This window comes from Streptomyces sp. 5K101, from assembly GCF_046506645.1.
Taxonomy (GTDB): domain Bacteria; phylum Actinomycetota; class Actinomycetes; order Streptomycetales; family Streptomycetaceae; genus Streptomyces.
Genome location: NZ_JBKFFO010000007.1, coordinates 290,594 through 313,242 on the forward strand (window position 1 = coordinate 290,594; position 22,649 = coordinate 313,242).

23 protein-coding genes are annotated in these 22,649 nt (G+C 72.3%); 11 read left to right on the top strand and 12 right to left on the bottom strand.

Annotated elements, in window-relative coordinates:
• Positions 1-78: 78 nt before the first annotated feature.
• The gene (locus tag ACLB9X_RS16580; protein WP_410361119.1) at positions 79-306 is read left to right on the top strand and encodes a DUF3107 domain-containing protein; all 228 of its coding nucleotides are present in this window, start codon (positions 79-81) and stop codon (positions 304-306) included.
• 192 nt (positions 307-498) lie between these two features.
• Positions 499-768, top strand: coding sequence for a hypothetical protein (locus ACLB9X_RS16585; protein ID WP_410361120.1), 270 nt, complete (start codon positions 499-501; stop codon positions 766-768).
• Between the two features lie 67 nt (positions 769-835).
• On the opposite strand, the gene ACLB9X_RS16590 is transcribed toward ACLB9X_RS16585, so the two are convergent.
• On the bottom strand, positions 836-1,561 hold the full coding sequence (locus tag ACLB9X_RS16590; protein WP_410361121.1) for a ferritin-like fold-containing protein: 726 nt from the start codon (positions 1,559-1,561) through the stop codon (positions 836-838).
• Between the two features lie 498 nt (positions 1,562-2,059).
• On the opposite strand from ACLB9X_RS16590, the gene ACLB9X_RS16595 reads away from it, so the two are divergent.
• Positions 2,060-4,153, top strand: a complete 2,094-nt coding sequence (locus ACLB9X_RS16595; protein ID WP_410361122.1) for a DEAD/DEAH box helicase — start codon at positions 2,060-2,062, stop codon at positions 4,151-4,153.
• A 629-nt stretch (positions 4,154-4,782) separates the two neighbouring features.
• Positions 4,783-5,643: an alpha/beta fold hydrolase gene (locus ACLB9X_RS16600; protein ID WP_410361123.1), complete on the top strand. Its 861-nt coding sequence runs from the start codon at positions 4,783-4,785 to the stop codon at positions 5,641-5,643.
• A 70-nt stretch (positions 5,644-5,713) separates the two neighbouring features.
• Here ACLB9X_RS16600 and ACLB9X_RS16605 read toward each other — a convergent pair whose 3' ends face one another.
• On the bottom strand, positions 5,714-6,613 hold the full coding sequence (locus ACLB9X_RS16605; protein WP_410361124.1) for an NYN domain-containing protein: 900 nt from the start codon (positions 6,611-6,613) through the stop codon (positions 5,714-5,716).
• A 175-nt stretch (positions 6,614-6,788) separates the two neighbouring features.
• Between ACLB9X_RS16605 and ACLB9X_RS16610 the strand changes: the two genes are divergently transcribed.
• On the top strand, positions 6,789-6,941 hold the full coding sequence (locus tag ACLB9X_RS16610; protein WP_177150633.1) for a hypothetical protein: 153 nt from the start codon (positions 6,789-6,791) through the stop codon (positions 6,939-6,941).
• 72 nt (positions 6,942-7,013) lie between these two features.
• Here the strand turns inward: ACLB9X_RS16610 and ACLB9X_RS16615 are convergent, their stop codons facing one another.
• The 4 genes from ACLB9X_RS16615 to ACLB9X_RS16630 form a co-directional block, all read right to left on the bottom strand.
• Positions 7,014-7,619: a MarC family protein gene (locus ACLB9X_RS16615; RefSeq protein ID WP_410361125.1), complete on the bottom strand. Its 606-nt coding sequence runs from the start codon at positions 7,617-7,619 to the stop codon at positions 7,014-7,016.
• 45 nt (positions 7,620-7,664) lie between these two features.
• On the bottom strand, positions 7,665-8,528 hold the full coding sequence (locus ACLB9X_RS16620) for a PHP domain-containing protein (protein ID WP_410361126.1): 864 nt from the start codon (positions 8,526-8,528) through the stop codon (positions 7,665-7,667).
• Between the two features lie 149 nt (positions 8,529-8,677).
• The gene (locus ACLB9X_RS16625; protein WP_410361127.1) at positions 8,678-9,316 is read right to left on the bottom strand and encodes a DUF6758 family protein; all 639 of its coding nucleotides are present in this window, start codon (positions 9,314-9,316) and stop codon (positions 8,678-8,680) included.
• 506 nt (positions 9,317-9,822) lie between these two features.
• A complete protein-coding gene (locus ACLB9X_RS16630; protein WP_410361128.1) occupies positions 9,823-10,413 on the bottom strand; it encodes a suppressor of fused domain protein in 591 nt (196 codons plus the stop codon).
• Positions 10,414-10,882: 469 nt separating this feature from the next.
• Here ACLB9X_RS16630 and ACLB9X_RS16635 point away from each other — a divergent pair, with 469 nt between their 5' ends.
• The 3 genes from ACLB9X_RS16635 (at position 10,883) to ACLB9X_RS16645 (ending at position 13,160) form a co-directional block, all read left to right on the top strand.
• Positions 10,883-11,998, top strand: a complete 1,116-nt coding sequence (locus tag ACLB9X_RS16635; protein ID WP_410361129.1) for a magnesium and cobalt transport protein CorA — start codon at positions 10,883-10,885, stop codon at positions 11,996-11,998.
• Between the two features lie 28 nt (positions 11,999-12,026).
• Entirely contained in the window at positions 12,027-12,536 is a 510-nt protein-coding gene (locus tag ACLB9X_RS16640; RefSeq protein ID WP_410361130.1) for a hypothetical protein, read from the top strand.
• 336 nt (positions 12,537-12,872) lie between these two features.
• Positions 12,873-13,160 (top strand): hypothetical protein, encoded by a 288-nt coding sequence (locus tag ACLB9X_RS16645; RefSeq protein ID WP_410361131.1) that lies wholly within the window; start codon positions 12,873-12,875, stop codon positions 13,158-13,160.
• On the opposite strand, the gene ACLB9X_RS16650 is transcribed toward ACLB9X_RS16645, so the two are convergent.
• Positions 13,157-13,924: a hypothetical protein gene (locus tag ACLB9X_RS16650; protein WP_410361132.1), complete on the bottom strand. Its 768-nt coding sequence runs from the start codon at positions 13,922-13,924 to the stop codon at positions 13,157-13,159. The genes ACLB9X_RS16645 and ACLB9X_RS16650 overlap by 4 nt on opposite strands.
• Before the next feature lie 165 nt (positions 13,925-14,089).
• Between ACLB9X_RS16650 and ACLB9X_RS16655 the strand changes: the two genes are divergently transcribed.
• Genes ACLB9X_RS16655 through ACLB9X_RS16665 form a run of 3 tightly spaced genes read left to right on the top strand, consistent with a single transcriptional unit; the run spans position 14,090 to position 17,119 of the window.
• The gene (locus ACLB9X_RS16655; RefSeq protein ID WP_410361133.1) at positions 14,090-15,352 is read left to right on the top strand and encodes a magnesium transporter MgtE N-terminal domain-containing protein; all 1,263 of its coding nucleotides are present in this window, start codon (positions 14,090-14,092) and stop codon (positions 15,350-15,352) included.
• On the top strand, positions 15,345-15,941 hold the full coding sequence (locus ACLB9X_RS16660) for a DUF1003 domain-containing protein (RefSeq protein WP_410361134.1): 597 nt from the start codon (positions 15,345-15,347) through the stop codon (positions 15,939-15,941). The genes ACLB9X_RS16655 and ACLB9X_RS16660 overlap by 8 nt, the downstream gene beginning before the upstream one ends.
• Positions 15,942-15,985: 44 nt before the next feature.
• The gene (locus tag ACLB9X_RS16665) at positions 15,986-17,119 is read left to right on the top strand and encodes an Mrp/NBP35 family ATP-binding protein (protein WP_410361135.1); all 1,134 of its coding nucleotides are present in this window, start codon (positions 15,986-15,988) and stop codon (positions 17,117-17,119) included.
• Between the two features lie 91 nt (positions 17,120-17,210).
• Here ACLB9X_RS16665 and ACLB9X_RS16670 read toward each other — a convergent pair whose 3' ends face one another.
• The 5 genes from ACLB9X_RS16670 to sigE form a co-directional block, all read right to left on the bottom strand.
• Positions 17,211-17,933 carry a hypothetical protein gene (locus tag ACLB9X_RS16670; RefSeq protein ID WP_410361136.1) on the bottom strand — a complete coding sequence of 241 codons (723 nt, stop codon included), beginning with the start codon at positions 17,931-17,933 and terminating at the stop codon, positions 17,211-17,213.
• 131 nt (positions 17,934-18,064) lie between these two features.
• Positions 18,065-18,526, bottom strand: coding sequence for a sec-independent translocase (locus ACLB9X_RS16675; protein WP_410361137.1), 462 nt, complete (start codon positions 18,524-18,526; stop codon positions 18,065-18,067).
• Between the two features lie 111 nt (positions 18,527-18,637).
• Positions 18,638-20,314, bottom strand: coding sequence for a S1C family serine protease (locus ACLB9X_RS16680; RefSeq protein WP_410361195.1), 1,677 nt, complete (start codon positions 20,312-20,314; stop codon positions 18,638-18,640).
• A gap of 500 nt (positions 20,315-20,814) precedes the next feature.
• Positions 20,815-21,765, bottom strand: coding sequence for an anti-sigma factor family protein (locus ACLB9X_RS16685; RefSeq protein ID WP_410361138.1), 951 nt, complete (start codon positions 21,763-21,765; stop codon positions 20,815-20,817).
• The gene (sigE, locus tag ACLB9X_RS16690) at positions 21,762-22,532 is read right to left on the bottom strand and encodes an RNA polymerase sigma factor SigE (RefSeq protein ID WP_410361139.1); all 771 of its coding nucleotides are present in this window, start codon (positions 22,530-22,532) and stop codon (positions 21,762-21,764) included. The genes ACLB9X_RS16685 and sigE overlap by 4 nt, the downstream gene beginning before the upstream one ends.
• Positions 22,533-22,649 lie beyond the last annotated feature (117 nt).

The following is a 22,649-nucleotide window of genomic DNA, read 5'->3' on the forward strand; positions in this document are numbered from 1 at the left end:
TCCGGTGTCCGGGCTAATGTGTGCTGCGTACGGCGCGTTGATCGCGCAACGCAACTGACCGTTCGGAGGGACATAGCCGTGGAGGTCAAGATCGGCGTGCAGCACGCGCCCCGGGAGATCGTTCTGGAGAGCGGGCAGTCCGCCGAGGAGGTCGAGCGCGCGGTGAGCGATGCGCTGGCCGGCAAGGCGCAGCTGCTCAGCCTGACGGACGAGAAGGGCCGCAAGGTCCTGGTGCCGGCCGACCGTCTCGCGTACGTGGAGATCGGCGAGATGACGACGCGACGTGTGGGATTCGGCGCCCTGTAGGCACGGGGCCGATCACATCGAAGAAGGGCCCGGCGGCTTCCGCCGGGCCCTCTCCGTTTTCTGCCATGTTGCCGGATTCCCCTGCTCAGGCGCCTTTTTCGCCCGCTCAGGGGAGGGTTGTGATCCGTTGCCCCGGGGTAGTACGGGCTGTGACCGTTCCTGCCCGCGCCGACGTCCGTGAGGTGATCAGCAGTGCTCCTGGAAGCGCTCGGTTCCGTCCTGATCGGCTTGGCCCTCTCCTGGGCCGCGACGCGTCATCTCGCCGAACGGCTCCCGTCCCGCCGGACGGTCTTCACCACGGGCACGCTGGGCGCACTGTTCGGTGCCTATGTGACGCATGTCGCGCTCGGTCCCGGCCACGAGCCGGCGACCCTTATCGGCTCCGCGGCGATCGGCGCCGTGCTGCTGTCACTGCTGCTGCGTCCCTCGACGCGCAGACTGCACCGCGCGCTCCCTTTCTGAAGGGCGACGACGACCGGCCGCGCGAGGAAGGACGGCCGGCCGGATGCGTGTCGGGTGACGCCGACGGTCAGGCTGCCAGCCCCAGAGCGGCCATCCGCTTGGTGTGCGCCTTGGTGATCCGGGAGAACATCTCGCCGACCGCGGCCAGGTCGAAGCCGCCCGCCACACCGCCCACGAGCATGGTCGAGAGCGCGTCGCGTTCGGCGACGACCCGCTGCGCCTGGGACAACGCCTCGCCCATCAGCCGCCGCGCCCACAGGGCGAGCCGGCCGCCGACGCGCGGGTCGGCCTCGATCGCGGCCCGCACCTTCTCGACGGCGAAGTTGCCGTGACCGGTGTCGTCGAGGACGGCCAGCACCAGGGCGCGGGTGTCGCTGTCCAGGCGAGCCGCGACCTCGCGGTAGAAGTCGCTGGCGATCGAGTCGCCGACGTACGCCTTGACCAGGCCCTCCAGCCAGTCCGACGGAGCGGTCTGGCGGTGGAAGTCGTCCAGCGCCTGGGCGAACGGCTCCATCGACGTCGTCGGCTCCGCCTCGATGGCCGTCAGCCGGTCCCGCAGCTGCTCGAAGTGGTGGAACTCCGCCGAGGCCATCTTCGCCAGCTCCGCCTTGTCGCCGAGCGTCGGCGCGAGCTTCGCGTCCTCGGCGAGCCGCTCGAAGGCCGCCAGCTCGCCGTACGCGAGCGCGCCCAGCAGGTCCACGACAGCGGCGCGGTACTGCGGGTCTGCGGAGGCCGCGGCCCAGTCCTGGGCGGCGATCCCGGTGTGTTCAGTGGCGTTGTCAGGCGTCTCCATGGAGCGCACAATAGCCCGCCCGTCGATCCGGGGAAGCGCCTGGTCAGCCGCGCCCTGAAGACGTTTCCCGGGAATTGCCCCAACACACATGCGCGATTCCGGGGTACAGTGGTAATGCGCCTGCTGGGCATCGGCTTTTTTTCTGCTCGGTGGGCCGTCTGATGAATGAGGATGCCCGGTCGGTGGCCCGATCGGCTCCGCCCCGACCGCCCTCCACGCGGACAGTGCGCACACAGGTGCGGGCGACCGCAGATGAGGGGCCCCTCCAGCGGCACGACGCTCGAGCGACGGCAGTGGTCCCGCGCCATCCGGCCAATCCACGGCCGGCCCAGTACCCAGGTGCGGTACGACCCCCAGCGTTCGCCTCGCGCCGCGTCTCACAGAAGAGGCAACACCCTGACTACGCAGCCCAAGACTTTCCGGGATCTCGGGATCCTCCCCGAGACCGCCGAGGCCCTCGAGGCCGTCGGCATCGTTTCCCCCTTCCCCATCCAGGAGATGACGCTCCCCGTCGCGCTCTCCGGCACCGACGTCATCGGCCAGGCCAAGACCGGCACCGGCAAGACGCTCGGTTTCGGCCTTCCGCTGCTGGAGCGCGTCACCGTCCCCGCGGACGTCGAGGCCGGCCGGGCCCGGCCCGAGGAGCTGACCGACGCCCCGCAGGCGCTCGTCGTCGTCCCCACCCGCGAGCTGTGCACCCAGGTCACCAACGACCTGCTCACCGCCGGCAAGGTGCGCAACGTCCGTGTGCTCGCCATCTACGGCGGCCGGGCGTACGAGCCCCAGGTCGAGGCGCTCAAGAAGGGCGTCGACGTGATCGTCGGCACCCCCGGGCGTCTGCTCGACCTGGCGGGCCAGAAGAAGCTGAACCTCTCGCACGTGCGCGCGCTCGTCCTCGACGAGGCCGACGAGATGCTCGACCTGGGCTTCCTGCCCGACGTCGAGAAGATCATCCAGCTGCTGCCGGTGCGCCGCCAGACCATGCTGTTCTCGGCGACCATGCCGGGCGCGGTCATCGGTCTCGCACGCCGCTACATGTCGCAGCCCACGCACATCCGCGCCACCTCGCCGGACGACGAGGGTGCGACCGTCGCCAACATCACACAGCGCGTCTACCGCGCGCACTCCATGGACAAGCCGGAGATGGTCTCCCGCATCCTGCAGGCCGACGGCCGCGGGCTGGCGATGATCTTCTGCCGTACGAAGCGGACCGCCGCGGACATCGCCGACCAGCTGGCCCGGCGCGGCTTCGCCTCGGGCGCGGTCCACGGCGACCTCGGCCAGGGGGCGCGCGAGCAGGCGCTGCGGGCGTTCCGCAACGGCAAGGTGGACGTGCTGGTGTGCACCGACGTCGCCGCGCGCGGCATCGACGTCGAGGGCGTCACGCACGTCATCAACTACCAGTCGCCCGAGGACGAGAAGACCTACCTCCACCGCATCGGCCGCACCGGCCGTGCGGGCGCGAGCGGCACCGCCGTGACGCTGGTCGACTGGGACGACATCCCGCGCTGGCAGCTGATCAACAAGGCGCTGGACCTGGACTTCAACGACCCGGTCGAGACGTACTCCACGTCCCCGCACCTGTTCGAGGAGCTGAACATCCCGGCGGGCACCAAGGGTGTCCTGCCGCGCTCCGAGCGGACCCGCGCGGGTCTCGCGGCGGAGGAGGTCGAGGACCTGGGCGAGACGGGCGGCCGCGGCCGCCGGTCCGCGTCGACGGCCGTGCGCGAGGAGCGCCCGGCGCGTACGCGCACGCCGCGCCGGCGTACGCGCGGCGGGGCCGAGGTGGCCGCGCCGTCCGTGCCCGAGCAGTCCGCCGGTCCGGCCGAGGAGCCGACGCAGCCGCGCACGCCGCGTCGCCGCCGCCGCACCCGGGTGGGCGCGCAGGCGTCGCCGGAGGCGACGGCCGCGGAGGCGACGGCCGCGGTGGACACGGTCGAGACCGCGGTCGCGACCGCCGAGCCCGCCGCCGAGGAGGCGCCCCGTCGGGCGCGCCACCGTACGCGTGCGTCGCAGGCGGTCGAGGCGTCGGCGTCCACCGTGGTCGCGGAGACCGCGACGGTCACGGAGACGGTGGAGACGGCGGAGCCCGCGGAGGAGAAGCCGCGCCGCCGCCGCACGAGGGCCGCGAAGCCGGCCGCCGAGACCGCGACGGTCACGGAGACGGTGGAGACGGCGGAGCCCGCGGAGGAGAAGCCGCGCCGCCGCACGAGGGCCGCGAAGCCGGCCGCCGAGACCGAGCAGGCGCCCGTCGCCGTGGGCGTCGAGGAGCCGGAGGCGGAGCCCAAGCCGCGCCGCCGCACCCGCGCGACGAACGCGGTCGACACCGTCGAGGCGGCGGAGCCGGAGGCCAAGCCGCGCCGCACCCGCGCCACCAAGGCCGTCGAGACGGCGGAGGGCACCGAGGCCGAGGCGAAGCCCCGCCGCACCCGTACGCGCAAGGCCGCCGACACGGCGGAGGCGACGGAGCCGGAGGCCAAGCCGCGCCGCACCCGCGCCACCAAGGCCGTCGAGGCCGCGGAAGGCACCGAGGCCGAGACGAAGCCCCGCCGCACCCGTACGCGCAAGGCCGTGGCACAGACCGAGAGCTGACGCCACCCCCACGATGAGACGGCCCGGGCCCCGGTAGGGGTCCGGGCCGTCGGCTTCTCCGGGGCGCGGGCGGGAGCCGGCGGGGCCGTGGCACCGTCAGCCGTCCAGGGCGCATGCGCAGGCAGGAGCCCCTGGCGTCGCCGCCCTCACACCGTCAGCCATCCCGAGCACGGGCGGAGCCCTCGAAGCCGCCGGCGTCGCCGCCCCGTCGGCTATCCGGGGCCATGTGCGGGCGGGAGCCCCAGTGCCGCTGCCGCCCGCGGCCCGGTCATATCCGGCAGCATGCGCAGGCGGGCCCACGTCAGCCTCTCGGCGCGTGCACGGGCGGGAGCCCCAAGGGCCCACTGCCCTCGCAGCCCGATCGGCCCCCGGGCCCTGCGCGGGCGGAGGCCCAGGCTCGCTGCCGTCGCCGCCCCTTCAGCCCCCCGGGCCATGCGCGGGTGGGAACCCGGGGACTGTGCCGTCGCGGCCCCGTCAGCCATCCCGGGCACGGGCGGGGCCCGGGCCCGCTGCCGTCGCGGCACCGTCAGCCGTCCAGGGCGCGTTCTCGTGGGCGGTGTCCCTCCGGGCGGAGCCGTAGCGCGTACCGTGCGAGGCCGCCGCCTCGGGGCCGCGCTAGCCTCGGGACCATGAGCCGGCCGCCCACCTTCGTACCGCCCGTCTGTGCCCGATCCGTCCTTCTGCCGACCGCGCGCGGCGACTTCGCCGTGCTCGACGCGCGGCCGTCCTCCGGGCGCGTGCGCGGCACCGTGCTGATGCTGCCGGGGTACACCGGGAGCAAGGAGGACTTCATCGCCCTGCTCGAACCGCTCGCCGACGCCGGTTACCGGACCGTCGCCGTCGACGGGCGCGGCCAGTACGAGACCGAGGGCCCCCGCGACCAGAAGGCTTACGGCCAGGGTGAGTTGGCTCGGGACGTGCTGGCGCAGGCTGCGGCGGCCGGCCGGAGCGTGCATCTCGTCGGGCATTCGCTCGGCGGGCAGATCGCCCGCGCCGCCGTGCTTCTGGACGCCTCGCCGTTCCTGACGTTCACCCTGATGTCCTCCGGCCCCGCAAGGGTCAGTCCCCCTCAGCAGCAGCGGGTGAAGCTGCTCGCGGAGGCGCTCGGCACGATGACCATGGACGAGGTCTGGTCGGCCATGCAGGCCATGGAGGCGGTCGCTCCGGAGGACCTGGACGCGTCACGCAACGGCGACCGGGAGGACCTGCGGCGGCGCTGGCTGCGCCACAACCCGGCCCAACTGCTCGCCACCGGACAGCAGCTGACCTCCGAGCCGGACCGGATCGACGAACTGGCCGCCGTGCGTCCGCTGCCCAAGCACGTGCTGTCCGGGGACCGCGACGACACCTGGCCCGTACCGCTGCTGGACGAGATGGCGCGGCGGCTCGGAGCACACCGGACCGTCGTCGCGGGCGCGGAGCACTCCCCGAACACCGACCGCCCTCGGGAGACCGCGGAGGCCCTGGTGCGGTTCTGGGACCGGCACTGACCGTTCTCGCACAGCGACCGCTCCCGCGCAGTGACCATCCCCTCGCCGTGACCTCGCAGTGACCGTTCCCTCAGAACTGGGACTGCAGGTGCTGCCAGAAGCCGTCCCGCAGCGCACGCCGCAGGACCGCGTGCCCGCGCAGTGACCGCTGGAGGAGCTGTTCCGCCTCGATCAGCAGGTCCTGGTCCACCGGACCGGGCAGGTAGGGGTGTCCGGGCAGCAGATCGGCCATCGCGGCGCGCCCCCGCTCCCCCAGCCAGGTCGCCGCGATCCGGGCGCCGATGAAGCGCACCTCGTCGCGGGAGGGCGGCGGCGCGCCCTCGTTCTCGTACGTCGTGACGGGCCGGCGGGTGATGAAGGGGCGGCAGAAGTCGAGGTCGAACGTCCGCCTGCTGTCGACCTCCCACAGCAACGGCTCCGCCTGGTTGCCGCCCTCGGCGGCCTCGATGCCCCACAGGTGGACGCGCGCGCCGTAGCCCTGCGCCGCCTCGACCGCCGAGACGAGGTCCTCGTCACCACCGATGAGGACCCCGTCGCTGATGGCGCGGTGACGGGCGAGGGACTCCAGGTCGGAGCGGATGAGGGAGTCCACGCCCTTCTGCTGGTTGTTCGCGTTGAGATTGCCGAGGCGCACCTTGACGTCGGGCAGTTCCGCGATGGACTGCTGCTCGGGGGTGTGGATACGGCGTCGGGCGCCGTCGTACCAGTACACGCGCAGCAGGCGGCTGTCGGCGAAGATCGTGCGCGCCTTGTCGATGAGGGCCTCGATCAGCCCCTCGGCGTCGAGGTCGAAGGCCCTGCGGTCCTCGGTACCCGCTACCAGCAACCCGGCCGCAGCATGGACGTAACCGGCGTCGACGAAGATGGCGTGGGTCGAAGGGGTCGTGGCGACCTCGGCGAGCATCCGCTCCAGGAGCTCATTGGTGCGCTCCAGGCGGGCGGCGATGCGGGCGATCTCGGCGTCGTTCATACGAGGCTCATTGTCCGTTGCCGAAGCACTACCCGCCAGTAGTTAGGCATCCGAAAAATTTCCTTAGCGTAGGGAATGTTTGCAGGATGCATGGCGTTGTGGACCTGTGTACCCAGACGGAGAATTCCGTCTGTCAGCAGTTCTCCTTCAGGAGGATCAGACGAAGGGAGAAGCCGTGCGCTTCGAGATCATGCGACTGGACGACGTCGACGGCACCGCCGTGGACAGCACCGTCGTGGACGCCGCCTCCGTCAACCGGATCGTGCAGCAAGCCGCCTCCATCGGCCAGCGCATCCTCATCCGGCCTGCCGAAACCTCGGCTTCGTAACCCTTACGAGCCTTCACGCAACGCGCCCCCGTACGGAAGATCCGTACGGGGGCGCGGCGCGTCGTGGGACCCTCAGGAGCCCTGGATCACCTGCCGGACGCCGTTGATGATCTGCTGCACGGCGATCGCGGAGAGCATCATGCCTGCGAGCCGGGTCACCAGCACGACACCGCCGTCCTTGATCACGCGGATGATGACCAGCGAGTAGCGCATGGTCAGCCAGAGAACGACGTGCATCGCGGCGATCGCCGTCCACACCGACAGCTGTTCGCCCGCGCTGTCCGCGTGCTGGACCGCCAGGATGACCGAGACGATGGCGCCCGGACCGGCGAGCAGCGGCATGCCGAGCGGCACCAGGGCGACGTTGACGTCCTTCGTCTGCTTGGGCTCGTCGGTCTTGCCCGTCAGCAGGTCGAGCGCGATCAGCAGCAGGAGCAGTCCACCGGCGATCATCAGCGCCGGCACGGAGACGTGCAGGTAGTCCAGGATCTGCTGGCCGAGGATGCCGAAGATCGTGATCACGCCGAAGGCGACGGCCACGGCCTGCCAGGCCATCCGGCGCTGCACCTTGGTGGCGCGTCCGGAGGTCAGCGCCAGGAAGATCGGGGTGATCCCGGGGGGATCCATGATGACAAAAAGGGTGAGGAAGAGGGAGCCGAAAACGGCAGCGTCGAACACGGTGAAGGGCCTTGCGGGAGAGGGGTGTACGGAGGGCGGCGGGTCCTACGGGCGCGTCCCGCCGGTACCCGGCACCGGGAACGCGCCCGTGGCGCGGCGGGTGATCTCGCCGTAGATCTCCGGGTCGGTGGTGTAGTCGCCGAGCCGGCAGGTCTTGCGGCTGCCGTGGTAGTCGCTGGAGCCGGTCGTCAGCAGACCGAGTTCCCCGGCGAGGCCGCGCAGGCGTGTGCGCGTCGCCTCGTCGTGGTCCATGTGGTCGACCTCTATGCCGTCGAGGCCGTGCGCGGCCAGTTCGGCGATGACGCTCTCGGACACCGTACGGCCGCGCTTGACCGCCAGCGGGTGCGCGAAGACGGTGACCCCGCCGGCGGCCTTGACGAGGCGTATGGCCGTGAACGGGTCGAGCTCGTGCTTCTCGACGTACGCCCGGCCGCCGTCCGCGATCCAGGCCGGCGTGAAGGCGTCGGACACGGACTCCACGACGCCGAGCCGGACCAGGGCCTCCGCGATGTGCGGGCGGCCGACGGAGCCGTCACCGGCGATACGGGCGACCTCGGCCCACTCGACGGGCACGCCGAGCTCCTGGAGCTTGCCGACCATGGCCCGGGCACGCGGCACCCGGTCGTCCCGTACGAGCTCGCGCTCGCGCAGCAGCTCGGGCTCCTCGGGGTCGAAGAGGTACGCCAGCATGTGCAGCCCGACGCCGTCGAGGCGGCAGGAGAGCTCGGCGCCCGTGACGAGGGTCAGGCCCTCGGGGAGGGCGGCGGCGGCCTCGGCATGGCCGCGGGTGGTGTCGTGATCGGTGAGGGCCACGACGTCCAGACCGGCAGCGGCGGCGGCGTGCACCAACTCGGCCGGACTGTCCGTACCGTCCGAGGCCGTGGAGTGGGTGTGCAGGTCGATGCGCACGCGTGGCTCCGGGGCTCGGGACGGACAAGGGGACGATCCAGGATAACCGGCCCGGACGCCCTGTCCGTGCCATGCGCGGGCTCCGGACGTAAGGCGACCGGTCCGGCAGAGCCCCTTACCCCGGGGCAGCGACGCGGCGTGCGTCGCGGCTACGACAGCAGCCGCGGCGACAGCGCCCCGCAGGGCAGCAGCTCCACCTCGGCGCCCGCGTCCCTCAGGTCCGTCAGCACCAGCTCGTCGTACATCAGCAGCCCGGACTGCTCGGGCCACACCACGGCCCACAGCCACAGACCCCGCGCCTCACCGGCGAACACGGCACGGTCCTCCGGCGCGCCCGCCACGTGCCACAGCGGGGTCGGCCGACCGGCGGCCAGCATCTTCACCTGCGGCGACATGTCCACCCGGATGTGCGGGCCGGGGTCGGGGCCGTCGATGCCCGCGTACCGGGCGCCGAGCCCGACACCCAGCTCCTCGGCGATCAGCAGGAGTTCACCGATGCCGCCGAGGGGTCCGGGGCCCGAGCACGCCACGGCGGTGGCCCGGCCGCCGCTGCGGTCGTCGCCCGCGTAGGCGACGCCGGTGAACAGCCAGCCGACCGGCAACGGCCAGGGCATCCACACCGGGACCTTCGCGCGGTGCACCACGACACCGAGGGCCTCGACACTGGGCGGGATCACCGGCTGCAGCGGGTGCACGGCGCCGTGCACATCGCACTGCCAGGAGTCGGCAAAGAGACCGGGCGCCCTCACCCGGCCACCGCACTTCGGGCAACTGGGTTCGCCCCTCATAGGGGTCAACGGTCCTCCCCGGCAGACGCCGCGTCAAGGACGATCACCCGTCCGGAGCGTGCCTCCGCCCAGCCGAATATGGATGCAATCCGCACTGATCTGCGTTCGTCATGCTCGCCACCGCGTTCGCCGCCGGCCGCAAGACGCCGCCGGCCGGGCTCGCGCACGTGATCACCTTCGCTGCCCTGTCCGGGCTCCGTGGGTGAGCCGGTCGGCTTCCTGGCCGGCTGAAGCCTCGGCAACGCGCTGTTCGCACCGACCGCGCCGGCCGTCATCGCGGGCGTCGCCCGGCCTCGGCATGGCTCATGCCGTCCGTGCCGCCTGGCACCGAAGATCGGGGAGTGGAGCGGCGTCCGCTTGCCCTTCGTGGCGGCCGGCGCGGCGACCGTCCGGGCCCGGCACGCCTCGCGCACCCGCGAGGCCGAGGAATCGGCGCCCCGGCACGGTACGGAGGACGGCGTCACCGCCCTCGCCAACTGGCCTTCGTTACGGCCTGTTTGGAGCCGTCAGTCCAGAGCCACGGACCTGCGCAGTGGATCGCGCAGGTCCGTGCCGCGCGCCAGCCAGCGCTCCTGGAGCTCCGCCGCGCCGTGCACGCGCTTCCACGCGGCCTCGTTGAACGTCATCGGCAGCAGCGGGAGGAAGCGCACGGGGTCCATCGGATCGTCGAGCTCCAGGTCCTCCACCAGGCCGCCCGGCTCCGCCACCAGCACCGAGCTGAACGGCGCACCCGGCCACAGCGGTTCACCGACGTCGAGCGAGGCGCCCGGGGCCACGACGACGCCCTCCACCTGCGGAGAGGCGGCCAGTACGGCGAGGGGCCGCAGCACCTTGTCCGTGTCGGCGAGCCCGGCCCGCACCGAGAGGATCAACTCCGCGCGCGGACCCGCGACCGGGTCGGCGAAGGCCGCGGTGGGGTCCGTCATCGGCTGGGCGGACATGCCGAGAGTGGCGTACCTCACGATGTCCTCGCCGTCGCCCAGGAAGCGCAGGACCTCGATGCGGTCCGTCCCGAGGAAGGTGACCGCGGCGCGCGCGTCCGGTTCGCCCAGGGCGCTGCGCAGCCGGGCCTCGACCAGAGCGAGAACATCATTCATGTCGCGAGCATAAAGCGCGTAAGGAACGGGCAAACACAGGGATTGACCCGTAGTCGGCTGATAGGCTTGGCCGCTGGTCGGGGCAGTACGCCGGGGGATCACCCTCCGACAGCGGCCGGAGGCACTCTCTCCGGTCCCGACGACACGTCATCCCCCACGGGGGACCGGCCGGAGGAGGTGAGGCTGCGGTGGATCGAAGTCGATCGTGCAGTACCAGCAGCTCTTCCGCACGGCACCGCTCCTCGCGCCACGTCTGATCAGGCGATCCGCGGACCGGTGAGCTGAGGCCTTTCCCGCAGGGGGCCCACGGCACTTCGCACACGGAAGAGCACTTCGTTTTTGCCTGTCTGTAGCGAACGCCGTCACCGCGACCCTGCGGTGCCGCCCGCTTTGCGGACGTATGTCCCACGTCCCCATTCCGGGCTGTGCCACGCCATTCGCCGACGGCCTCTCCGTGAAGGAGCCAGCCATGTCGATGATCCGTGACCTGCGCGCAGCGGTCCGCCCGGCCCTGCGCAAGAGCAGCACCTCGTACAGCACCTACGACGCGACGCGCGACCCGTCCGCGTCCAGCGCGGTGGTCGACTGCGCCGTCTACCGCGACGGCAAGCGGCTGGAGAGCGCCGCCTGCCAGACGCCGCACGAGGCGATGCTGCGGGTGCGCGAGGGCGGCGGCTTCGCGTGGATCGGACTGCACGAGCCGACCGAGGCCGAATTCGCGGGAATCGCGGCGGAGTTCGGGCTCCACCCGCTCGCCGTCGAGGACGCGGTCCACGCCCACCAGCGGCCCAAGCTGGAGCGGTACGACGACACTCTCTTCACCGTCTTCAAGACCATCCACTACGTCGAGCACGCCGAACTGACCGCGACCAGCGAGGTCGTGGAGACCGGCGAGGTGATGGTCTTCACCGGGCGGGACTTCGTCATCACGGTCCGGCACGGCGGCAAGGGCTCGCTGCGCGCGCTGCGGCACGGTCTGCAGAAGGACGCCGAGCTGCTGGCCAAGGGGCCGTCGGCGGTGCTGCACGCCATCGCCGACCACGTGGTCGACGGCTACATCGCGGTCGCCGCGGCGGTGCAGGACGACATCGACGAGGTCGAGATCGACGTGTTCTCCGCGCCCGCGAAGGGCAGCCCGCGCGGCAGCGACGCGGGGCGGATCTACCAGCTCAAGCGGGAGGTGCTGGAGTTCAAGCGGGCCGTCTCGCCGCTGCTGCGGCCGATGCAGCTGCTGAGCGAGCGGCCGATGCGGCTGATCGACCCGGACATCCAGAAGTACTTCCGCGACGTCGCGGACCACCTCGCCCGGGTGCAGGAAGAGGTCATCGGCTTCGACGAGCTGCTGAACTCCATCCTCCAGGCCAACCTGGCCCAGGCGACCGTCGCGCAGAACGAGGACATGCGCAAGATCACCTCCTGGGCGGCCATCATCGCCGTGCCCACGGCGGTCTGCGGGGTCTACGGCATGAACTTCGACTACATGCCGGAGCTGCGCTGGCAGTACGGCTATCCCATGGTGCTCACCGGGATCGCCGGTATCTGTCTCATGATCCACCGGACCCTCAAGCGCAACGGCTGGCTCTGACCGGCCGGCCGGTCGATAGGCTGCGGGCATGACATCCCATCTGCTCGGCCAGGCGCTCGTCGAGGAGGCCACGAAGAAGTCCGGCCTCATCTGGGTGCGTGGCGACGGCCCGGCGCGCGCCCTGTGGCACGTGTGGCACGAGGGCGCCGCGCACGTCGTCGGCGACGGACCCGGCGAGCAGCCCCTGCCCGGCCTGGCCGACGGCGGGACCGCCGAGGTCACCGTCCGCAGCAAGGACAAGGGCGGCCGTCTGGTCGCGTGGACGGCCGCCGTACGCGAGCTTCCGCCGGGCTCGGAGGCGTGGGAAGCGGCGGTGGGCGAGCTCAAGGGCAAGCGGCTGAACGCGCCCGACGCGGAGCGGATGACGGACCGCTGGGCGCGGGAGTGCCGTGTCCTGCGCCTGGAGCCGCGCGACACGACGACCGACCTCCCGGACGGCTCCCTGTCCGCGCCCCCGCTCCCGAGCGCGGCCGTCACCCGCCGCCCGATCCCGGCGGCGCTACCCCGCCTCCTCCTCAAGCGCCGCGCCCGCCCCTAGCCGCGCCTCCGGGCCCGCCCACGTGGGACGCCGAGCCGCGCCCGCGCGCAGCCCCCGGCCGGTCGCACCGACCACGCGGCACGCACGCGCGGCCGCGGCCTCCGGTCCCGCCGGCACGGCGCATGCTGCCGGTCGCCGGCAAGCCCGCAGGCGCACGAAAAGTGCGCCACCACGTGCCAAGCGCGCCCGTGCCCGGTCCGCCGGGCTGCGGGCCGCCACCGCACGCGCCCCAAGCGGCGAGGACCGCTTCACCAGGACCGAGCGCGCCTCGCCGGCGCCGGGGAGCCGTCCCGGGGGCGGAACGGCACCATGGAAGGGGGCGGACGAGGAGGCAGCATGGTCACGTTGCACATCGAGCATGCGATCACCGACCTCACCACCTGGAAGGCCGCGTTCGACCGGCACGCCGAATTCCGTCGGAGGCACGGCGTGCGCGCGTACCGCGTCCAGCAGCCCGTCGACAATCCGGCGTACGTCGTCGTCGACCTGGAGTTCGCCACCGCCGGCGAGGCCGAGCGCTTCCGCGACGCGCTCGTCGCGGACGTCTGGCCGTCGCGCGAGAAGGCGCCCGCGCTCATCGGCACGCCCGTGGCGCGGGTCCTGGACCTCGTCGACGAGGGTTAGTCGCCGGACGTCTTCGGCAGCTGGCCGCCGTAGTCCAGCGTCTCGTCCTTCGACGGCTCGGCCAGCTCGAAGTCCTTGTCCCAGTCCCCGAGCGTGAGCACCCCCGCGCCGCCGGCCCGCGTGAACTTCAGCGGGTAGGGCTTGCCCATCAGCGACACGTCCAGCACGCCGCCCTCCCCCTTGGCCGCGAGGACCTTGATGGTGCGCACGCCGCCCACCTGCGTCCGGTCGCCCTTGCTCAGTTCGCCCTGCATCCCGAGCAGCCCGTCGAGCAGCACATCCATGTCCGTGAAGCCGCGGAACTGCTTGTACGAGGGGTCGCCCTGCGGCACCTTCACGTACTTGTCCTCGAGCTTGTCCGCGGCCTCCTCGTCGGCCTTGCTCGGCTCCTCGCCGTCCTCGCCGTCCGCGTGGTTCCAGAAGCCCGCGTCGGCCTTCAGGAACAGGGTGTCGCCGATGCGCAGCAGTTCGAAGGTGTTGTCCTTCGACGTCACCGACCCGGTGCCGCCGTCCTGCTTGAGCCGCATGTTGAGCTTGTACGTACCGCCCTTGCTGACCAGCGTCCCCGACAGCCGCACCGCGGTGGCCCCGTCGGCCGCCGCCCGCGCCTTGTTCTCGATCTCCTGGGCGGTCAGTCTGCCGATCCCGTTGGTGCCCGCGTCCGGGTCCTCGCCGCACGCCGCGACCCCGACGGTCAGCCCGGCACACAGCACGACGGCAAGCAGGGCACGACGGGCCCGGCCGGCCGAAAGGAGGGGAGTCACCAGCGCCCTGCCTCTCTCATCTTGGGGGATGGCAGACCGCAGCGTACCCGTGCCGGAACAGGGGTCTTGCAGAGAGCCGGACGGACGTGAGACGGGGCGACCACGAACGTGACGGGCTAGCCTGAACCAGTCGAACAACGGCATTTCCGGCAAAGGAGGGGCGGCATGGCAGCAGGCGCCCCCCGGGTCTTCGTCTCGCACCTCGCGGGCGTACCCGTCTTCGACCCCAACGGCGACCAGGTCGGCCGGGTGCGCGACCTGGTGGCCATGCTGCGCGTCGGGCGGCGCCCGCCACGGCTGCTGGGCCTCGTCGTCGAAGTCATCAGCCGCCGCCGCATCTTCCTGCCCATGACCCGGGTCACCGGCGTGGAATCGGGCCAGGTCATCACCACCGGCGTGCTGAACATGCGCCGCTTCGAGCAGCGCCCGACCGAACGCCTCGTACTGGGCGAACTGCTCGACCGTCGGGTGCGCCTCGTGGAAACCGGCGAGGAGGCCACCGTCCTCGACGTGGCGATCCAGCAGCTGCCGGCCCGCCGCGACTGGGAGATCGACAAGGTCTTCGTACGCAAGGGCAAGGGCGGCGCCCTGCGCCGCAAGGGCGAGACGCTCACCCTCGAATGGTCCGCCGTCACCGGCTTCTCGCTGGAGGAGCACGGGCAGGGCGCCGAGAGCCTGCTCGCCACCTTCGAGCAGCTGCGCCCCGCCGACCTGGCCAACGTGCTGCACCACCTCTCCCCCAAGCGGCGCGCCGAGGTGGCCGCCGCGCTCGACGACGACCGGCTCGCCGACGTGCTGGAGGAGCTGCCCGACGACGACCAGGTCGAGATCCTGGGCAAGCTCAAGGAGGAGCGCGCGGCCGACGTGCTGGAGGCCATGGACCCCGACGACGCCGCCGACCTGCTCTCCGAGCTGCCCGAGGAGGACAAGGAACGGCTGCTCATGCTGATGCGCCCGGACGACGCGGCCGACGTGCGCCGGCTGATGTCGTACGAGGAGCGCACGGCGGGCGGGCTGATGACGACCGAGCCGATCGTGCTGCGCCCCGACGCCACGGTCGCCGACGCGCTCGCCCGCGTCCGCCAGGCGGACCTCTCCCCCGCGCTCGCCGCGCAGGTGTACGTGTGCCGGCCGCCGGACGAGACGCCGACGGGCAAGTTCCTGGGCACCGTCCACTTCCAGCGGCTGCTGCGGGACCCTCCGTTCACCCTCGTCAGCTCGATCGTCGACAACGACCTGCCGCCGCTGTCGCCGGACACCCAGCTGCCCGCCGTCACCAGCTATCTCGCCGCGTACAACATGGTCGCCGCGCCGGTCGTCGACGAGAGCGGCTCGCTGCTCGGGGCGGTCACCGTCGACGACGTGCTCGACCACCTACTGCCGGAGGACTGGCGCGAGACCGAGTTCGAGGAGTCCGCGCATGGGTAGCGGCGGCGAGCTCGGATCGGCGGAGCGGGGCGAGGCGCGTGAGCGCATGCCGGCGGGTGCGAGCGCCGCGTCGCGCGCCCGCGCACGGCTCGACCTGCCGCGTCCGCCGCGCCGCGTCCTGCTGCCCGAGTACGACCCCGAGGCGTTCGGGCGGCTGTCGGAGAAGATCGCGCGCTTCATCGGAACGGGCCGGTTCCTCGTCTGGATGACGGTGACGATCATCGCCTGGGTGGTGTGGAACGTCACCGCACCGCAGGACCTGCGGTTCGACGAGTTCCCGTTCATCTTCCTCACGCTGGCGCTGTCCCTGCAGGCCTCGTACGCGGCGCCGCTGATCCTCCTGGCGCAGAACCGGCAGGACGACCGCGACCGGGTCAATCTGGAGCAGGACCGCAAGCAGAACGAGCGGTCGATCGCCGACACCGAGTACCTGACCCGGGAGATCGCGGCGCTGCGCATGGGTCTCGGGGAGGTCGCGACGCGGGACTGGATCCGCTCCGAGTTCCAGGACCTGATCAAGGAGATGGAGGAGCGGCGCGCACTATTCCCGCCCGAGCACCGCAGGCACCGTGACGAAGGCGACCGCTGACAGGGCTTTCCCCGGGCGGGAGGCAGCGCCGTACCATCGTCCGTATGGTTACGGAAGACGCGGTGCTCGAGGCACTGGCGACGGTGAACGACCCCGAGATCAACCGACCGATCACCGACTTGGGCATGGTGAAATCGGTCGACATCGGGGACGACGGCACGGTCGCCGTCACGGTGTACCTCACCGTCTCGGGATGCCCCATGCGCGAGACGATCACGAAGAACGTGACCGACGCGGTCGCCCGCGTCGACGGCGTCAGCCGCGTGGACGTCTCGCTCGACGTCATGAGCGACGAGCAGCGCAAGGACCTGGCGGCGTCGCTGCGGGGCACGACCGCCGAGCGCGAGGTGCCGTTCGCCAAGCCCGGCTCGCTGACCAGGGTGTACGCGGTGGCCTCCGGCAAGGGCGGCGTCGGCAAGTCCTCGGTGACCGTGAACCTGGCGGCCGCGATGGCGGCCGACGGGCTGAAGGTCGGTGTCGTGGACGCCGACATCTACGGCCACAGCGTGCCGCGGATGCTGGGGGCGGACGGGCGTCCCACCCAGGTCGAGAACATGATCATGCCGCCGTCGGCGAACGGCGTGAAGGTCATCTCCATCGGCATGTTCACCCCGGGCAACGCGCCCGTGGTGTGGCGCGGGCCGATGCTGCACCGCGCACTCCAGCAGTTCCTCGCCGACGTCTACTGGGGCGACCTGGACGTCCTGCTGCTCGACCTGCCGCCGGGCACGGGTGACATCGCGATCTCGGTCGCCCAGCTCGTGCCGAACGCCGAGATCCTCGTCGTCACCACGCCGCAGCAGGCGGCCGCCGAGGTCGCGGAGCGGGCCGGTTCCATCGCGGTGCAGACGCACCAGAAGATCGTGGGCGTCGTCGAGAACATGTCGGGCCTGCCGTGCCCGCACTGCGACGAGATGGTCGACGTCTTCGGGACCGGCGGCGGTCAGAAGGTCGCCGAGGGCCTGTCGCGGACGACCGGCACGACGGTGCCGGTGCTGGGCTCGATCCCGATCGACGTGCGGCTGCGCGAGGGCGGCGACGAGGGCAAGCCGGTCGTGCTGACCGACCCCGAATCCCCCGCGGGCTCGGCGCTGCGCACGATCGCGGGCAAGCTGGGCGGCCGCCAGCGCGGCCTGTCGGGCATGAGCCTCGGCATCACGCCGCGCAACAAGTTCTGACGGGCGGCTCTCCCTCCCCGTCCTCTTCCGGACCGGAACCGGGCTTCGCCCGAGGAGCTGTTCGGGAAGGGGCGGGGACGGCGGGCCGCGGTCAGGCCGGGTAGGCCGACACGTCCACCACCGCGAACGCCAGGCCGTACGCGCTCATCCCTCGGCCGTACGCCCCGATGTGCACTCCCGCGGTGCGGCTGTCGTCGCGGGTGCCGGCGGTCGTCCCGGCGAGCACCCAGCCGAACTCGGACTCGCGATAGTGGAACGGCGTCGGCACCCCGTCCACCGGAAGCGACAGCATCGACCACGCCGGACCCGCCAGGTCGTCCGCGAGCTCGAACGCCGTCTCCGTCTGCTGGTCCAGCCAGTCGTCGCGCAGCGAGTGGTCCAGCTGCGGGGGCCAGGTGTGGGCCAGCAGGCCCGAGCCGGCCAGCCAGGCCGCGGACGAGGCCGTCGTGGCGTCCAGGACGCCCGTACCGTCGCCGCTGTGCCGCAGCGGGCTCGCCGCGACCGTCACGACCACGGCGAAGCGCTCCTTGGCCGTTCCCGCCACCTCGGACCGTATCGACGGCTCGTCGCCGTGACCGATGGCGCCGTGCTGAACGGTTCCGTCCGCCGCGGTGCCCACATGCATCAGCCGGCGCGGACCGGTGAACGCCTCGTCCAGCCCGTACCAGGGGAAGCCGGCGCTCATGAAGCCGTCTGCCGTACGCCGGGCAGCCTCCTCAGCCGTTCCCCCCTGCGTCGTGCCAGGATCGCTGTCGCCCCGGGCCGGCTCCTCGCCGACCGTGTCCTGCGCCGTCACCCGACTCGTCGTCGCCATCTATCCGGCCGCCTCCTCCGTCGTTCGTTCCTTCAGCGGACCCGCCCCCCTCGGGCGTCCTCACTGCCGGACAGATGGAGAGGATAGCCACCCCGCCCCCGTGCGCAGGGGATGACGGAGCTCGAGCGTGCTCAGGTGGCGTCCGCGTCGAACGGCGGCCGCTCGTTCCGCTCGGCGCTCTCGCGCTTCTTCAGCAGGTCGGGGCCGCCCGAGGGCGAGCCGTTCACCGCGGCCGGGACGGAGCTCTCGGACACGCCGGACGGCTCCTTGCCGTTGACGGCGTCCGTGACCTCGCTGATCTCCTTCTTGAGGTCGAAGCTGCTGCGGAGCTCCTTCAGCTCCTTGAGGTCCTCGTTCTCCGCGAGCTGCTTGCGCAGATACGTCTTCGGGTTGAGGTCCTCGAACTCGAAGTCCTTGAATTCCGGACCCAGTTCACTGCGGATGTCCTCCTTGGCGCTCTCGGAGAACGCCCGGACCTTCCGGATGAAGCGGGCGGCGTCCTGGATCACCTTCGGCAGCTTGTCGGGGCCGAAGATGAGCACGGCGAGGATCACGAGAGCCACCAGCTCCAGTCCGCCTATGTCATTGAACACCCTGCTGCTCCTCGTGTTCTCTGTGGCCCGCAGGTCGGATGGGGTCCGGACCCGAACCACGGTACCTGGCGAATCTGTCGCCCCGGTACCTTCCGGACGCCGCGCAGATGGTCATGAGCTGTCCGCTGAGCCGAGCGTCAGCGTCAGCGTCCGTTCATCGCCGCCACGCCTGATCGTGAGCTCCAGCCGGTCGCCCGGGCGGTGGGCACGGATCTTGACGATGAGCTCCTCGCCGCTGTGCACCCGCTGGCCGTCGACCTTGGTGATCACGTCGCCGGGCTTGACGCCGGCCTTGGCGGCCGGGCCGTCGGGGGTGACCGAAGGGGTGTCGTCCTTGCCCCGCTCGCCGACCCGGGCCCCGTCGCCCGTGAACTTCATGTCGAGGCTCACACCGATCACCGGGTGCGTCGCCTTGCCGGTGTTGATCAGCTCCTCCGCGACGCGCTTGCCCTGGTTGATCGGGATGGCGAAGCCGAGACCGATCGAGCCCGCCTGGCCGCCGTCCGCGCCCGCCCCGGTGTCGGCGGCCCGGATCGCGCTGTTGATGCCGATGACCCGCGCCTGGCTGTCGACCAGGGGGCCGCCCGAGTTGCCCGGGTTTATCGGGGCGTCGGTCTGGAGCGCGTCGACGTAGCTGACGTCGCTGCCGTCGCCCTTCTCGCCGCCGGCCGTGATCGGGCGCTCCTTGGCGCTGATGATCCCGGAGGTGACCGTGTTCTGGAGGTCGAACGGGGCGCCGATGGCGACGACGGGGTCGCCGACCCGGACGTTGTCGGAGTTGCCGAGCGGCAGGGGCTTCAGTCCGGAGACCCCCGTGACCTTGACGACCGCGAGGTCGTATCCGCTGTCCTTGCCGACGAGGGTGGCCTCGGCCGTCTCCCCGCCGCTGAACGTGATCGTGATGTCGCCGGAGGTCCCGGCCGGGTCGACGACATGGTTGTTGGTGAGGATGTGGCCCTGCCGGTCCAGGACGAAGCCGGTGCCCGTGCCCTGTTCACCGCCGCCGCTGACATGCAGGGTGACGACGCTGGGCAGGGCGCTGGCCGCGATGCCCGCGACGCTGTCGGGCGCGCGGTCCGCGCTCTCGCTGCCCGCCTGGGGCAGCTCCACCTGGGGCATGCCGCCGTTGCGCTCGACGTACGCGCCGATGGCACCGCCCGCGCCGCCCGCGACCAGGGCGATAACGAGCGCGCCGATGAGCAGGGGGCCGCGCCTGCGCCTCCTGGCGACCGGCTCGCCGGACTCGGTGAACGGCCGGCCCGGCGCGCTCCAGGGGTCGTACTGCAGCCACACGGAGTTCAGCGGCTGCGGCCGCTCGTCGCCAGGCGACTGCGGGTGGGCGGCTGCGGGCTCGGGCTGCGGATGCGCCACGGGCAGGGCGGGCGGGGCGGGCTGCGGTGCCGCGTACCGCGGCGGCACGGGCGTCCCCTGCGCCTGGGTCGGTACCGGCCGCTGCACGGGAGGCGCGGGCGCCCAGGGCCCCGGCCCACCGTAGGGCGGAGTGCTGTACGGGTCGGGGTCGTGCAGAGGCGTCGGCCGGGAGAAACCCGTCGCAACGGGCGCGGGGGCGACATCCGCCGGAGCCGGGGCCTCCGGCTCGGCGGGCGGTGTCGGGGCGACGCCCGCGTCCGTGGCGACCGGCTCCGTAGGCGCGGCCGGAGCGGCTGCAATGTCGGCCAGTCCGGCGGGCGCAGCCTGGGCGGCCGCCGTGGCCGTCGAGGTCGGGTCGGTCGGCTGCGGCGGCATCGCCGTCGTCGAGGCCGTGCCCTCCGGATCGGCGGCCGCCATGGCCGTGGCGATGGGCTCGGCGGGCGCAGCCGAGGCGACCACCGTGTCCGTGGCGACCAGATCGGCGGGCACGGCCGGGGCGGCCGGCTCCGCGGAGGCACCTTGGGCGGGCGCCGTGGCCGCCGTGGCCGTCGGCGCCGACTTGGTCGGGGTCGGCTGCGGCGGGATCGCCGTCGTCGAGGCCGTGGCGACCGGCTCCGCGGGCGCAGCCGGGGCGGCCGCCGTGGCCGCCGGAGTCAGGTCCGTCGGCTGCGGCGGGATCGCCGTCGTCGACGCCGTCGTCGTTTCCCGCGCGTCGGTCGGCTCGGACCGCTCCTGGCCGGAGGGCGTCACTCGCACCGCGCTGGGGCGGCTCCACCACTTGGCCTTCGATCCGGTGGGCTTCCCGTCGTCCATGTTCTCCCCGCAAACTGCCGGCCTCTGCGGTACCCCCGCGGGGCACGCACCCTGGATTCAACCAGGTTTGCGAATCCCTGCGCAGGGGCCGGTGCGTGCAGCCGTCAGTGCCGGGGCGCCATCGACGAGCCGGGTGCCGTCGGAGCCGCGAGATGCGTCGGGGCCGGGGTGGCGGTCGATGACGCGACCGGCCCGCCGGCGAGCGGGAACCCGGACGCCGTCGGCCGTATCAGCGGCGGCAGGGCGGCGGAGTTGTACATCAGCAGCGCGGCCGTGTACGGGTGCGCCTGCTGCGGGCTCGGCGGTGCGGTGGGCGCGACGGCGTGGAACGGGCCGGTGGCCGGCCGCACCGGCGTACCCGTCGCACCCCGGCGGCGGTCTCCCTCCACGCCGCGCAGCGAGACCGCGCCGCCTGTCGTCGTGGCTCCGGAGGAGGCACCGGCCGGCCCGGCGGACGCTGTACGCACCGGGGTCACCCTGCTGCCACCGCTTTGGCCGCGGGCGCTCGTCTCACCCGAGACGTCCAGGGGCACGGCTCCGCCGAGCGCGATGGCGGCGAAGGACACGGCACTGGCCGCGGCGAACGCGAAGCGTCTGCCGCGCCACGGGGAGCGCTCAGCGTCCGCACGGCCGACCTCGTGAATACGGAAGCCGCTGCCCGCCCCCGGCAGGACCGCCGCATGCGTGCCCCCGGGGACGTACCCGAAGGTCTCCCCGCGCGGTTCGCGGGTATGTCCCGCGGACGGGTTCAGAGCTCCGAGAACGCCGTCGGAGGGGCGGCCGCCGAAGGGACCGCCGCGGTCGTCGTCGATGCCCGTGTCGGCGGGCAGCCCCTGGAGCCGGGCGAGCAGCCCCGCGGACAGCGGCGGCGGTGCGGACTGCGCGAACACGCTCTTGAGGCGGCGCTGGTCGTCGGCCTCCGCCTTGCACTTGGGACAGGTCGCCAGATGCGCGAGGACGCGGTCGCGCACGTCGTGTTTCAGCTCGCCGTCGACCAGTGCGGCGAGCCGGTCCCCCAGGTGCTGCTCCGCGGGGGTCGGACTGGTGCCACTCACGCCGGTGCGACCTCCCCGGCAAGGCCGACGACGCCCGCCAGGGACCGCTGCTGCTCGGCACGGGCCTCGGGGGACCGGTGCTGCAGGGCCTTGCGCAGATGCGAGCGGCCGCGGTGGATACGGCTGCGGACGGTGCCGAGCTTCACGCCCAGGGTCGCGGCGATCTCCTCGTACGACAGCCCCTCGATGTCGCAGAGCACCACGGCGGCGCGGAACTCGGGGGCGAGGGTGTCCAGCGCCTGCTGCACATCGGCGTCGAAGTGGGTGTCGTTGAAAGCCTGCTGGGGGGACGGCTCACGGCTGGGCAGGCGCTCGGCCGCGTCGTCGCCGAGGGCGTCGAAGCGGATGCGCTGCTTGCGGCGGACCATGTCCAGGAAGAGGTTGGTCGTGATGCGGTGGAGCCAGCCCTCGAACGTGCCGGGGGTGTACGTCGACAGCGAACGGAAGACGCGGACGAACACCTCCTGGGTGAGGTCCTCGGCGTCGTGCTGGTTGCCCGTGAGGCGGTAGGCCAGGCGGTAGACCCGAGCGCTGTGCGTGCTGACGATCTCCTCCCAGGTGGGAGGGGTCCACGCCTGCGATTCCGCATCCGATGCGAAGGTCGCGGTGGCTACGGAGTCGGCGGGCACGGAACGGTCAGCGGTGTTGGTCACGGATTTGGGCTCACCCACCGACCTGAGGAAGCGCCTGAGCACTCCTCCCCGATCCGCAGGTGCAGCCGCACCTCCCCTGTCAGCTCTGGTGGTGTCCAGCGGAGCCCCTACCATAGCCACCTCGCCCGTTAGCTCCGGATAAGAATCTTTACGTGGATTTGGGTCCGTGCACCCGGGGCCTGCCGTCCGGCCCCGATCCACGTACTCTTCCCGTCCTTCTCCAACGTCCGG